Below are 12,530 nucleotides of genomic sequence, written 5' to 3' on the forward strand. Positions count from 1 at the left end.
CTCGGGTTTGATTCAGGCCACGGCGGCTCCATCTGTTATTTCATTTTTGGACACCCATGCCGTTACGTCTTCTGTTGGTTCTTGGCGCGTTAAGCGCTTTTGGCCCGTTGGCCATCGATTTTTACCTGCCGAGCTTCCCCACCCTGGCACGCGCGTTCTCCACCGATGTGGAGCATGTGCAACTGTCGTTGGCCGCCTACTTTGCCGGCCTGGCCATTGGTCAGCTGGCGTACGGCCCGCTGGCTGACCGCTTTGGCCGGCGCAAGCCGCTGCTGGTCGGGGTCACGCTGTTCAGTCTGGCGTCGCTGGCCTGTGCCCTGGCGTCGAGCCTGGAGTGGCTGATTGCCGCGCGCTTTGTGCAGGCCCTGGGCGGCTGCGCCGGGATGGTGATCTCGCGGGCGGTAGTGCGTGATCTGTGTGACCCGATCAGTTCGGCCAAGGTATTTTCCCAACTGATGCTGGTGATGGGCCTGGCGCCGATTCTCGCGCCGCTGGGCGGTGGGCTGTTGCTCAGCACTCTGGGCTGGCCGTCGATCTTTATCTGCCTGACGCTGTTCAGCTTTATCTGCCTGTTGGCGGTGGCTAAGTGGCTGCCGGAAACCTTGGCCAAGGATGCGCCTCCTGCGCCTTTGCGCGGCGCGCTGGGGGAGTACAAGCGGCTGTTCGCTGACTTGCCGTTTCTCGGTTATGCGCTGACCGGCGGCTGTGCGATTGCCGGGATGTTTGCCTATATCGCCGGCTCACCGTTTGTATTTATTGAACTGTATGGCATCCCCGCCGAGCATTACGGCTGGCTGTTCGGCAGCAATGCCTTGGGCTTTATTCTGGTGGCGCAGCTCAATGCCTGGCTGGTGGCGCGGCATGGACCCGCGTACTGGTTGGGCAAGACCGTATGGTTCTACCTGGCGTGCGGCCTGGCCCTGTTGCTGGTGGCACTGGCCAAGCCGCAAGCCTTATGGCCACTGCTGGTTCCATTGTTCGGCTGCATTGCCAGCCTGGGTATTCTTATGCCCAATGCCTCAGCCTGCGCCATGGCCGGGCAAGGCAGCCATGCCGGCAGTGCTTCGGCGTTGCTCGGTAGCCTGCAGTTTGTGATTGCCGCCAGTGCCGCTGCCATGGTGGGCGTGCTGCATGACGGCAGCGCCTGGCCGATTGCCGTGGTGATCTTCGCGTGCGGGGTATTGGCTGTGAGCTTTTCCCTGTTCACCCGCTGGGTCGAGCGCGGCGCGATCCGCGCATAGGGTTAGCCAGCGGCGCGCTGCTGCTCGAACGGCAACATATGTGGCGCACTCAGGCGCGCTTGCAGGGTGCTGACAAACTCACGGGCCTCGCTTTCACTGCGAAAGGTCACACTCTGCTTACCAAAACTTACTTGCCAGCCTGGACCTGCGGCGTTTTTTACCGGTTGGATCATGATGTTCATCGACGAGCCTCCTATGCAAGAAAAGCCAGTCTAGTCGCCTAATGTGAACTTTCATTGACTTGTAACAAATCAATCAAGGCTGACGCGCCGCTGGTCCGATTCGCTCACTTTGCGGGTGCTGGACCTGATGGCGCTCATGCACGTCATGCAGGCTGCCGTGCAGGCTGTGCTCGGGCAAACTGAGGTTGAGGTGCAGTTCAACTCGGCGTGCCTGGCCGCTGCGGGTGAGCAGCTGGCATTCCAGACGCAGGTTGCCCAGTTTGCCGCTGCGCAGTGCTTCCAAGCGTTGGCTAAGCGTGGCTTGGCCCAGTTCCGGCATAAAGCGCTGTAACGGGCTGCCCAGGCTTTCGTGGATCGAGTAACCGCTGATCTGCTCCCAGGCCGGGTTGAGGAAGCTCAGTCTGTCGTCGGTATCGGTAATAAAAATCGCATCACCCAGGTGCTCGACCAACGAGCGGTAGCGGCTCTCGCTGACCTGCAATTCGCTGTCCATTTTCTTCTGTTCGCTCAGGTCGATATCGACGCAATACAGCTCCAACTGATCGAGGCTGTTGCGCAGCATCAGGTGGCTGGAATAAACCCAGACCAGGCTGCCGTCCTTGCGTTGTAACTGCACCTCTGCCGCAGGAGTTGGCGAGCCGCCGAGCTGCCACAGGTTGATCTCGCTGGCCACCTTGTTGCGCGCCGGGAGCGGCACGATCAGTTCTTCCAGGCGACGCCCCATCACTTCATGCACGGCATAGCCATAGAGCAGGGTGCTGGCCTGGTTCCAGTAGATCACCCGGCGTTCGCGGTCATAGCCCTGCACGGCAATTCGTGGGGTTTGTTCGAACAGTAGGCGAAAGCGTTGTTCGCTCTCACGCAGGGCGCTTTCGTCGCGTTTCTGCGCGCTGATGTTCTGCACGGTGCCGAGGATACGACCGTGTTCGTCGGCCTCACCACGCCACACCAGCCAGGTGGCTTGATGTGGCTGGGGATGCAGCAGGCGCGCGCTCACTGTCATGGCGCAGCGGTTTTCGAGCAAGGCGTGCAGGGCGCGCTGCACGGCAGAACGTTCGGCGGGGTGCAGCCAACTGAGCAGCTGTTCGGGGTTACATAGCTGGCTGTCCGGGGCGCGGCCGAGCAGGCAGAGGGCTTCTTCGCTCCAGTGGAAGCCATTGCGGTATTCCCAGCTGCCGAGACCTGCATTGCGTTGGGTTTGCTGCAGTACGCGGCTGTTATGGGTGAGTTCTTCGAGCAGTTGGCGTTGTGCCTGACGGTCACGCAGGCTGACAAAAAAGATCAGCCCGGTGCTGAGCAGAATAAATAGCAGGCCTTTGCCGGTTTGCAGCTCGGCCAACAATTCGCTGTCCAGGACCAGCGTATGCAGCAAATAGTCACTGCCGAAAATCCACAGGACGCTGAATAGGATATATACGCCGGCCAGGCGCAATGGGCCTTGAAGATCGGGTCGCATCCCTTACCGCCAATAGCTAGCCAGGTCGAGAGTATTGAATGGGCATTGCCTGAAAGAGGCAATGCATTGAGTCTAGTCGGCCCCCTGTTGAATGCAGGGCGCACGATAAAAAAGCTGTTCGAGCAGCGCGCAACTAAGGTGTACCGAGCTATTGGCGGATGCGCCCTGGCCGAACTAAGATTGCCGCCAGCGCGCTGCGGCAATCCATCGCAGTGCTGCTGTGTCACATGCGCCCCAGAGCAATGCTAGAGTCGCGCCCCATGAAATTGCCCCGTACTGACCGTCGTCGCCTGCTGGCCTGGATGCTGTATTTCAGCGTGCTGTTCAGTGCGTTCGCCTGCAGTATCGGTCACGGGCAGATGGCTGGCCTGCAGCTCAGCGGCTTGAGCAGTCAGTACTGCTCTTTCGACGGCAACTTCGGCGCCGGTGCCGATCTGGATGGCTCCGGCGTGGTAGCGCCCAACCCTGCCACCGGCTCCGGTTGCTCCCTGAGTTCCACCTTTAGCGCGATCATCCTCGCTGCGTTCTTCGGTCTGCTGGGGTTGCTGGCTCCCAGCCGTGCGCCACTGCTGACGTTCTTCTTCACTCCGCGACCTGTCCGCTACCTCTGGCCCTCGGCCAATCCCCGCGCTTCTCCACTTTCCTGATGCACGGCGCCTTAATGGCGCGCCTACCGTTTGCATGTGGCGATGCTATGCCGCGTGCAATTGCTTGAGTTTTCAGGAAAACAATACGCTATGTCTATGCCGTCCTCGCGCGCCTTGAGCGCCGCTTTGCTGTGCGCTGTAACCCCTTCACTCTGGGCTGAACAGGCCGTTACTTTGCCTGACAGTGAAGTCCGTGGCCGTGCTGCATTGGCTTCTGAGCTGTCACTCGACATCCCAACAGAGAGCGCTTCACGTCTGGGCCTGACGCCTAGGGAAACGCCGGCTTCGGTTAGCATCGTTAACCGCGAGCAAATTGAGCGTCGCGGTGCGGACAACACCCAGCAGATGCTCAATGGCGTACCGGGTGTGGTGGCTGCGGCGCCACCCGGGTTTGCCGGTGCTGTCTCGTGGCGTGGTTTTACCGGCAGCCAGGTCACGCAGATGTTCAACGGCATTACGGTGCAGTACGACGCCATTGCGGCGCGCCCGGTGGACAGCTGGATTTATGAGCGCGTTGAGGCGGTTGGCGGCGCGTCCAGCTTTCTCAATGGATCAGGTGCTGTCGGTGGATCGATCAACTACCTGACCAAATTGGCCACGCGCGATCAGGCGTTCAGCGAAGGGCGTATCAGTTATGGCTCGTTCGATGCCAACGAACTGGCTTATGGTTTCAACCAGTCGTTGGGCGAGGCCAATCACCTGCGCATGGATGTCAGCCGCACCAGCAGCAATGGCTATGTAGATCGCGAACAGCGTGAGTCGTGGACCAGTGCCTTTTCCCTGCTGACGGACTTCAACGAGCAGCTTTCGCACACACTGGCGTTTGAGTATCAGGAAGAACAGGTCGACAGCCCTTACTGGGGCAGCCCGGTGCTCAAGGGCCGCTCCGGTGATCTGAAGGTGGACGAGAGTCGACGCTTTGAGAACTACAACGTTGCAGACGGACGCTATGAACAGCGTGTGCGCTGGGCACGCTCCATCACCGAGTATCAACTGACGGATATCACCAGCCTGCGTAATACGCTCTACCACTACAACGCGCAGCGTGATTACCGCAACCTGGAGACCTACGCCTACACGGATGCCACCAATAGCGCCGTGCAGCGCAGTAACGCACTGCTGCAACGGCATGATCAGGAGCTCAATGGCAATCGGTTTGAAGTGCGTCATCAGGGCGGGCTGTTTGGCCTGTCGAGCGAATGGGCTGCCGGCCTGGATTACAGCCATAACGTGCAAACACGCTATCCGCGTTCGGTCGCAGGTCCCTTCGATGTGTTGGATGCTGAGCACTTCGGCCCCGGGCATTTCTTCGACCTACCCGGTATGACCCCTGGTTACGCCCGCCAGCGCACCAATCAACTCGATACCTGGGCATTGTTTGTCGAAAACCGTCTGGAGCTGACAGAGCGTCTGTCCCTGCTCACCGGCCTGCGGCATGATCGCATCGATCTTGAAGTGACTAACCACCAAGCTGTAAGCCTGACCAACCCGGCGTTTTTCGCCCGTGAGTATGAACCCACCACTGGCCGTGTAGGTATGGTCTACGCCTTGAGTCCGGCCGCTAATGTGTATGTGCAATACAGCACGGCTGCCGACCCGCCTGCTGGGGTTCTCACGACTGCTACTCTGGGACAAGTAAAGGACTTTGACCTGACCAAGGGCCGTCAACTGGAGGTCGGCAGCAAGTTTGATTTCCTCGATGGGCGAGCCTCCACCACTGTTGCCGCTTACAAGACCGAACGCGAAAACCTGGCCACGCGCGACCCCGCTAACCCTGGGCAAACGTTGCCGGTGGGTAAGCAATCGACGCTTGGTTTCGAGGTGGCAACAGCGCTGCGCATCACCCCACGCCTGCTGGCGGAAGCCAACCTGGCGTGGATTGATGCCCAATATGATCAGTTCAATGAAAGCGTCAGCGGGCAGTCGGTCTCACGTAAAGGCAATACCCCGAGCAATGTGCCGGATCAGGTTGCCAACCTGTGGCTGACCTACGACCTCACGTCGCATTGGCAGGTTGGCGCAGACAGCCGCCATGTGGCCTCGGTGTATGCCGACGCGGCCAACCAGTTAAAGGCACCGGCCTATACCTTGTTCGGTGCATTTGTCAGCTACCGCCTGGATGCCGACAGCCTGCTGACCTTGCGGGCGCGCAACTTGACAGACGAGGTATATGCCAGCTGGGCCAGCCGCGACATGCTGTTCCTCGGTGCGCCACGCTCGTTTGAGTTGGCCTTGCAGTCACGCTTTTAAGAGGCCGCCGGATGAAGCGCTATCTCTACCTGTGGCATCGCTGGCTGGGTATTTTTCTGTGCCTGTTGATGGCGCTCTGGTTCGTCTCCGGCTTGGTGATGATATATGTCGGTTATCCCAAGCTGACCCAGCGTGAGCACCTGGCCCATTTGCCGCCGCTGAATCTACAAGGCTGCTGCGTGCCGCTGGCCCAGGTGCTCGCTGTCACAGGGGAAAGTGCCGCGCCAATGTCTATTCGCCTGACCAGCGTGGCTGGCGAACCACGCTTTGTCGTCAGGTTTGCGACGGGAGCGGTGGCGGTTGATGCGCGCAGCGGCAAGCGTATTGACTCGGTGACCCCATCTGAGGCCGTGGCCGCCGCTCAACCCTTTGCCGGTGAGCGTACGGTGCATTTTCAAGCATCCGTGCAGGAGGACGCCTGGACGCATTCACGCGCCTTGGATGGCGATCGGCCGCTGCATCGCGTGGAGTTGGACGACGGCACACTGCTGTATGTCTCAGGGCGCAGCGGTGAAGTGGTGCGGGATGCCACCTTCACCGAGCGGACCTGGAATTGGTTGGGTGCCTGGCTGCACTGGGTCTATCCCCTGCGCGGCGGCGTGCTGGATCGCTGGTGGAGTGATGTGGTGATCTATCTGTCCGTGGCCGCCACCCTGATGACGCTCCTGGGCATTGTGGTTGGCGTTCTGCGTTGGCGCTTTGCTGCGCCTTATCGCAGTGGCGCGCGCAGCCCTTATAAAGGGCTGGCGCGCTGGCACCATATCGGTGGTTTGCTGTTTGGTGGGTTGGCGCTGACCTGGATTTTCAGTGGTTTGATGTCGATGAACCCCTGGCGGCTGCTGGACAGCCCGGCTCCCTTGAGCCTGGCGCCCTACCAAGGCGGAACATTGCAGGCCGAGGCCTTCCCTCTCGGGCCTGAACAGGCTTTGTCGCGTTTCAATGCGATGGGGCTGCAGGTGCGTGAGCTGCATTGGCGCCTGCTGGGTGGCCGTGGCTATCTGCTGGGGGTGGACAATACGGGTGCCAGCGCGCTGCTGGCCATGGATGCATCCACACCGCAGTGGGGTTTGGATGAAGCGGAAGTATTGCGGGCAGCTCAGGCGATTCGGCCAGGGGATGTACCCACTGTCGAGCGCCTGACGGCCTACGATTTTTACTACTACGCCCGGGCCGGGCACAGCATGAGCGGGCACCTGGAACGGCCATTGCCGATCCTGCGAGTGCGCTTCAATGACCCGGCCAGTACCTGGCTGCACCTCGACCCGCGCACGGGTGCATTGCTCGGACGAATGGATGAAGGGCTGCGCACCTCGCGCTGGCTGTTTGCCCTGCTGCACAGTTGGGATTGGTTGCCGCTGCTGCAACACAGGCCCCTCTGGGATGGCTGGATGTGGCTGGCCAGTCTGGGCGGTTTACTGATCTGCCTGAGCGGCACGGTGATGGGCTGGCGGAGGCTGCGTGGGCGGCGCGCTGTGCGAGTCAGCAAACGGCCGCGCGTGCCGCGTACGGTGTATGAATCACAGAGCGATTCAAGTTGAGGTCTGATGCGCTCACTTATTCGGTCTAGGTCGCTCAGGTGCGGATTCCGCGCTGACTCGGACACCCATTCCACGCACATCCGGACAGTGATTCCACGCTGATCCGGACACCCATTCCACGAGCATCCGGACACTGATTCCACAGCCATCCGGACACTTTCTGGCAGGCAGCTACGCAGGATTTATTCACTACCATTGGCCTCTTTTTCGAAGCAGAGAGGTCGTCGTGGAGCGTTTATCCATGCGTAAAATCCGTGAAGTGTTGCGCCTCAAGTTCGATTGCGGGCTGTCTGTCCGTAAGATCTCCCGCAGTCTGGGCATAGGTCACAGCAGTGCCGGTGATTACCTTTGCCGATTCACGGCCTGCGGCCTCTCCTGGCCGCTCCCTGCTGAGTTGTCCGACGCCGAGCTGGAGCGGCGCCTGTTCCCGCCACCGCCGGAGATCCCCTCTGAGCAACGACCAACTCCCGACTGGGCCTGGGTGCATGCCGAGCTGCGCCGACCAGGCGTGACCCTGGCGCTGCTCTGGCAGGAGTATCGGCTGGGCCAGCCACAGGGCTTCCAGTACAGCTGGTTCTGCGAGCACTACCGGGCCTGGGCCGGCAAGGTCGATGTGGTGATGCGCCAGGAGCACCGCGTCGGCGAAAAGCTGTTCGTCGACTACGCAGGTCAGACGATGCCGGTGATCGACCGTCACAGCGGCGAGATCCGCCAGGCGCAGGTATTCGTCGCGGTACTCGGTGCCTCCAGCTACACCTTCGCCGAGGCCACCTGGTCGCAGCAGTTGCCGGACTGGCTGGGCTCCCATGCCCGTTGCTTCGCCTTCCTCGGCGGGGTGCCGGAGATCGTGGTGCCGGACAACCTGCGCAGTGCGGTGAGCAAGGCCCATCGCTACGAACCGGACATCAACCCCAGCTACCGCGACTTGGCCGAGCACTATGGCGTGGCGGTGGTGCCGGCGCGGGCGCGTAAGCCCCGCGACAAGGCCAAGGCCGAGGTCGGCGTGCAGGTGGTCGAGCGCTGGATCCTCGCCGCCTTGCGCCATCGCCAGTTCTTCTCCCTGGACGAACTCAACCGGGCCATCGCCGTGCTGCTGGAGCGACTCAACCAACGGCCGTTCAAGAAGCTACCGGGCTCCCGCCAGGCGGCTTTCGACAGCCTGGATCGCCCGGCCCTGCGGCCTTTACCGGAGCAGCCCTACGTCTATGCCGAGTGGAAGAAGGCGCGGGTGCACATCGACTACCACGTCGAGGTCGATGGGCATTACTACTCGGTGCCCTACCAGTTGGTGAAGAAGCAGCTGGAGGTGCGTCTGACGGCGCGCACCGTGGAGTGCTTCCACGCCAACCAGCGGGTGGCCAGCCACGTACGCTCCCTGCACAAAGGCCGGCACAGCACGCAGACCGAGCACATGCCCAAGAGCCATCGCGAGCATGCCGAGTGGACGCCGCAACGGCTGATCCGCTGGGCCGAGCAGACCGGCCCGAACACCGCCGGGGTGATCGGCCACATCCTCGAACGGCGCGTGCATCCGCAGCATGGCTACCGCGCTTGCCTGGGCATCCTGCGCCTGGGCAAGCACCACGGCGAAGAACGGCTGGAAGCCGCCTGCCAGCGCGCCCTAAGCCTCGGTGCCTGTAGCTACAAAAGCCTCGAATCGATTCTGCGCCAAGGCCTGGAAAACCTGCCGCTGGCTCAACAGAACCTACCCCTACTACCGGACGACCACGCCAACCTGCGCGGCCCCGGCTACTACCACTGAACAAAGGAATCCCACCATGCTGCCTCACCCGACCCTGGACAAGCTGCAAACCCTGCGCCTGCACGGCATGCTCAAAGCCCTCGCCGAGCAACTGAAAACACCCGACATCGACAGCCTGAGCTTCGAAGAACGCCTCGGCCTGTTGGTCGATCGCGAGCTGACCGAGCGCGACGACAAGCGCCTGAGCAACCGCCTACGCCAGGCCCGGCTCAAGCACAACGCCTGCCTCGAAGACATCGACTACCGCGCCCCGCGCGGGCTGGACAAGGCGCTGATCCTGCAACTGCGCAGCGGCCAGTGGCTGCGCGACGGCCTCAACCTGATCATCGGCGGCCCCACCGGCGTCGGCAAAACCTGGCTGGCCTGCGCCCTGGCCCACCAGGCCTGCCGGGACGGCTGCAGCGTGCGCTATCTGCGCCTGCCACGGCTGCTGGAAGAACTGGGCCTGGCACATGGCGACGGCCGCTTCGTCAAGCTGATGAGCAGCTACGCCAAGACCGACCTGCTGATCCTCGATGACTGGGGCCTGGCACCGTTCACCAACGAACAGCGCCGCGACATGCTGGAGCTGCTGGACGACCGCTACGGCCAACGCTCAACCATCGTGACCAGTCAGATGCCGGTGGACAACTGGCACGAACTGATCGGCGATCCGACCCTGGCCGACGCCATCCTCGACCGCCTGGTGCACAACGCCTACCGGATCAACCTGAAGGGAGAGTCGATGCGCAGGCGGGCGAAGAAATTGACGACGCCGGGCACCTCAGACTAACAATGCATATCCTGCGTCGCTGCGCTCCGACTGCCTGTCCGGATGACCGTGGAACAGGTGTCCGGATCAGCGTGGGCTGAGTGTCCGAATGGCGTGGAATCCGCACGCTCAGGCTTGGCCCGCCTCACGGCTTTGCGTTACAACACGTTTAATGGACATTTAGTCCACCTTTGGAGGAACACCATGTTATTGAAAAAGACCCTGCTGCTCGCCGCATTGCTAAGCCCCAGCCTGTTTGCCAATGCTCACGAATACAACGCCGGCGAGCTGCATATCGAACATCCCTGGTCGCGGGAGATGCCGGCGGTAGCGCCAACGGCGGCCGCCTATTTTGTGGTGCACAACAAGGGCGCCGAGGCTGATCGCTTGCTGGGCGTCAGCACCCCTGTGGCGGGCAAGGCCGAGCTGCATGAGCATATCCACGCCGATGGCCTGATGAAGATGCAGCAGGTACAGACCGTGGCCATTCCCGCCGGTGGCGAAGTGAAATTCGAGCCCATGGGTTACCACGTCATGCTGTTCAACCTGAAGCAGCAGGCCAAGGACGGTGAGCGCTTTCCGCTGACTCTGACTTTCGAGAAGGCCGGTGAAGTTGAGGTTGAAGTGGCGGTGCAGAAAGACGCGCCGGCTAGCGACAAGGGCCACGGGGAGGGACACGCCCACTGATCGGCCCCTGGGAGTGGTATCAGTCCGTACACGCTCGGTAAGGTCTGGGCCCAATATTCGCTTGGGCCTGGCCGTTACCTAATACAGCCTTAAGCTTGCCGCGCGAAAGTAGTCCTCGCAGACACAACTTCCCCTGCATCACGAGGACTACACCATGCGTAAATTACTTCTGCTGTCCCTGGCTTTGGCCAGCCCGCTGACCTTCGCCGCCACCCAATGCACCACCGCCGACAAAGCGCAGTGGCAGGATCAGGACAAATTCCAGGCGGACCTTAAAGTCCAGGGCTACGAGATCAAGAAGTTCAAAGTTACCGGCGGCAACTGCTACGAAATTTACGGCTTCAACAAAGAAGGTCAGAAGGTCGAAATCTACTTTGATCCGGTCACGGGTAAAGTCGTCAAAGGTGGTGTTGAAGACTGATGAACACCTCCACCACACGCCTTTGGGACCCGCTGGTCAGGCTGTTCCACTGGTCTTTGGCGAGCGCCTTCCTGGCCAATTACTTCTTCACCGAAGAGGGCGAGAACTGACACCGCTGGTTCGGTTACTACGCCGTGGCCTGGTTGGCGATTCGCCTGGTGTGGGGTTTTACCGGTACACCGGCAGCGCGCTGGGCGGACTTCTGGCCGACCCGGGCGCGCCTGGCTGAACACCTGCGGGCACTGTTCAGCGGGCGCGATTACCACCGTATGGGGCATTCCCCGCTGGGCGCTCTGGTGATGATCGGCATGATGCTACTGATGCTCGGCCTGGGCGTGACCGGCTTTCTAATGGAGGAAGTCGACTACTTCTGGGGCGCTGATTTACCCGAGGAGATTCATGAATTCTGCGCCAACGCGCTGATGGCCCTGGTGGGCCTGCACATCGCGGCGGCGCTGTTTGAAAGCTACCGCCTGAAGGAAAACCTGCCGCTGTCGATGGTCACCGGCAAGCGGCGCAAGCTGGATCACTGAGCCGGCGGTTGTCTTTATCTGTCAGGCTCAGACCAGCCGCGCATCCAGGCTGTTCTGCGCCAGGCGTTTGGCTTGGTCCTGGGTCATGCCCAGGCTCTCGTGCAGGGCGGCGAAGTTCTCGGTGACATAACCGCCGAAGTAGGCCGGGTCGTCCGAGTTCACCGTCACCTTCACCCCGCGTTCGAGCATTTGCAGGATATTGTGCTGGCGCATGTCGTCGAACACGCAGAGCTTGGTGTTGGACAGTGGGCAAACGGTCAGCGGGATCTGCTCATCGATAATACGTTGCATCAGCCGCTCGTCTTCGATGGCGCGCACGCCGTGGTCGATACGCTCGATCTTCAGCAGGTCGAGCGCTTCCCAGATGTACTCGGGCGGGCCTTCTTCACCGGCGTGGGCCACCGTCAGCAACCCTTCGCTGCGCGCCTTGTCGAACACCCGCTGGAACTTGCGCGGCGGGTGGCCCATTTCCGAGCTGTCCAGGCCTACGGCGATAAAGGCATCGCGAAACGGCTTGGCCTGCTCCAGGGTTTTGAAGGCTTCTTCTTCGGACAGATGACGCAAGAAACTCAGGATCAAACCGTGGCTGATGCCCAGCTGTTTCTCGCCATCGACCAGCGCCTGCTTGATGCCGCGCAGCACCACTTCAAAGGGTATGCCGCGATCAGTATGGGTTTGCGGGTCGAAGAACGGCTCGGTATGGATGACGTTCTGCGCCTTGCATTTCTGCAGATAGGCCCAGGTCAGGTCGTAGAAATCCTGCTCGGTGCGCAGCACATCGGCACCGGCGTAATACAGGTCGAGAAACTCCTGCAGGTTGTTAAAGGCGTAGGCGCTGCGCAGTGCTTCAACGTCATTCCAGGGCAGGGCAATCTTGTTGCGCTCGGCCAGGGCAAACAGCAACTCGGGCTCCAGCGAGCCTTCCAGGTGCAGGTGCAGTTCGGCCTTGGGCAGGGCATTGAGCCAGTCGTACATGGTTTGATCTCGTTATCAGGCGTAGTTGCGACAATTTTAACCGCAAGGACAGGACTTCGCCGAATCGCTGGGCGCTCAATCGCCTTG

The 12,530-nt window shown here is 61.2% G+C and carries 11 protein-coding genes and 1 pseudogene; 9 read left to right on the forward strand and 3 right to left on the reverse strand.

The features are described 5' to 3' along the window. Positions 1–56 precede the first annotated feature (56 nt). Positions 57–1,241, forward strand: a complete 1,185-nt coding sequence (locus AC0T4W_RS03830; RefSeq protein ID WP_476316357.1) for a multidrug effflux MFS transporter — start codon at positions 57–59, stop codon at positions 1,239–1,241. A 2-nt stretch (positions 1,242–1,243) separates the two neighbouring features. On the opposite strand, the gene AC0T4W_RS03835 is transcribed toward AC0T4W_RS03830, so the two are convergent. Both AC0T4W_RS03835 and AC0T4W_RS03840 read right to left on the reverse strand, forming a co-directional pair. After that, positions 1,244–1,423, reverse strand: coding sequence for a hypothetical protein (locus AC0T4W_RS03835; protein ID WP_476316360.1), 180 nt, complete (start codon positions 1,421–1,423; stop codon positions 1,244–1,246). Between the two features lie 73 nt (positions 1,424–1,496). Further along, complete coding sequence (locus AC0T4W_RS03840) at positions 1,497–2,879, reverse strand: PAS domain-containing protein (protein ID WP_476316363.1); 1,383 nt, start codon at positions 2,877–2,879, stop codon at positions 1,497–1,499. A gap of 260 nt (positions 2,880–3,139) precedes the next feature. Here AC0T4W_RS03840 and AC0T4W_RS03845 point away from each other — a divergent pair, with 260 nt between their 5' ends. From AC0T4W_RS03845 to AC0T4W_RS03880, 8 genes and pseudogenes are all read left to right on the forward strand, one after another. After that, positions 3,140–3,526, forward strand: coding sequence for a DUF2946 domain-containing protein (locus tag AC0T4W_RS03845; protein WP_476316365.1), 387 nt, complete (start codon positions 3,140–3,142; stop codon positions 3,524–3,526). 96 nt (positions 3,527–3,622) lie between these two features. Continuing rightward, positions 3,623–5,776, forward strand: coding sequence for a TonB-dependent receptor (locus tag AC0T4W_RS03850; protein ID WP_476323441.1), 2,154 nt, complete (start codon positions 3,623–3,625; stop codon positions 5,774–5,776). A gap of 11 nt (positions 5,777–5,787) precedes the next feature. Further along, positions 5,788–7,314, forward strand: a complete 1,527-nt coding sequence (locus tag AC0T4W_RS03855) for a PepSY domain-containing protein (protein ID WP_476316368.1) — start codon at positions 5,788–5,790, stop codon at positions 7,312–7,314. 241 nt (positions 7,315–7,555) lie between these two features. Further along, positions 7,556–9,076: an IS21 family transposase gene (istA, locus tag AC0T4W_RS03860; RefSeq protein ID WP_476315339.1), complete on the forward strand. Its 1,521-nt coding sequence runs from the start codon at positions 7,556–7,558 to the stop codon at positions 9,074–9,076. A gap of 16 nt (positions 9,077–9,092) precedes the next feature. After that, positions 9,093–9,848, forward strand: coding sequence for an IS21-like element helper ATPase IstB (istB, locus tag AC0T4W_RS03865; RefSeq protein WP_476316371.1), 756 nt, complete (start codon positions 9,093–9,095; stop codon positions 9,846–9,848). Positions 9,849–10,031: 183 nt separating this feature from the next. Continuing rightward, positions 10,032–10,514 (forward strand): copper chaperone PCu(A)C, encoded by a 483-nt coding sequence (locus tag AC0T4W_RS03870; RefSeq protein ID WP_476316374.1) that lies wholly within the window; start codon positions 10,032–10,034, stop codon positions 10,512–10,514. Positions 10,515–10,668: 154 nt separating this feature from the next. Continuing rightward, complete coding sequence (locus AC0T4W_RS03875) at positions 10,669–10,935, forward strand: PepSY domain-containing protein (RefSeq protein WP_476316377.1); 267 nt, start codon at positions 10,669–10,671, stop codon at positions 10,933–10,935. Beyond that, positions 10,935–11,468: pseudogene (locus tag AC0T4W_RS03880) on the forward strand (cytochrome b/b6 domain-containing protein). Before AC0T4W_RS03875 ends, AC0T4W_RS03880 begins: the two are co-directional and overlap by 1 nt. 27 nt (positions 11,469–11,495) lie before the next feature. On the opposite strand, the gene AC0T4W_RS03885 reads toward AC0T4W_RS03880, so the two are convergent. Continuing rightward, complete coding sequence (locus AC0T4W_RS03885; protein ID WP_476316380.1) at positions 11,496–12,443, reverse strand: adenosine deaminase; 948 nt, start codon at positions 12,441–12,443, stop codon at positions 11,496–11,498. Positions 12,444–12,530: the final 87 nt, after the last annotated feature.

It is taken from the genome of Pseudomonas sp. C7.1 (genome assembly GCF_056312395.1).

Bases quoted from the DNA above. Each gene is read 5' to 3' on its own strand.
- AC0T4W_RS03885 (WP_476316380.1), bottom strand. From the start codon at position 12,443: ATGTACGACTGGCTCAATGCCCTGCCCAAGGCCGAACTGCACCTGCAC.
- AC0T4W_RS03875 (WP_476316377.1), top strand. From the start codon at position 10,669: ATGCGTAAATTACTTCTGCTGTCCCTGGCTTTGGCCAGCCCGCTGACC.
- AC0T4W_RS03850 (WP_476323441.1), top strand. From the start codon at position 3,623: ATGCCGTCCTCGCGCGCCTTGAGCGCCGCTTTGCTGTGCGCTGTAACC.
- AC0T4W_RS03830 (WP_476316357.1), top strand. From the start codon at position 57: ATGCCGTTACGTCTTCTGTTGGTTCTTGGCGCGTTAAGCGCTTTTGGC.
- AC0T4W_RS03870 (WP_476316374.1), top strand. From the start codon at position 10,032: ATGTTATTGAAAAAGACCCTGCTGCTCGCCGCATTGCTAAGCCCCAGC.
- AC0T4W_RS03855 (WP_476316368.1), top strand. From the start codon at position 5,788: ATGAAGCGCTATCTCTACCTGTGGCATCGCTGGCTGGGTATTTTTCTG.
- istA (WP_476315339.1), top strand. From the start codon at position 7,556: ATGCGTAAAATCCGTGAAGTGTTGCGCCTCAAGTTCGATTGCGGGCTG.
- AC0T4W_RS03840 (WP_476316363.1), bottom strand. From the start codon at position 2,879: ATGCGACCCGATCTTCAAGGCCCATTGCGCCTGGCCGGCGTATATATC.
- istB (WP_476316371.1), top strand. From the start codon at position 9,093: ATGCTGCCTCACCCGACCCTGGACAAGCTGCAAACCCTGCGCCTGCAC.
- AC0T4W_RS03835 (WP_476316360.1), bottom strand. From the start codon at position 1,423: ATGAACATCATGATCCAACCGGTAAAAAACGCCGCAGGTCCAGGCTGG.
- AC0T4W_RS03845 (WP_476316365.1), top strand. From the start codon at position 3,140: ATGAAATTGCCCCGTACTGACCGTCGTCGCCTGCTGGCCTGGATGCTG.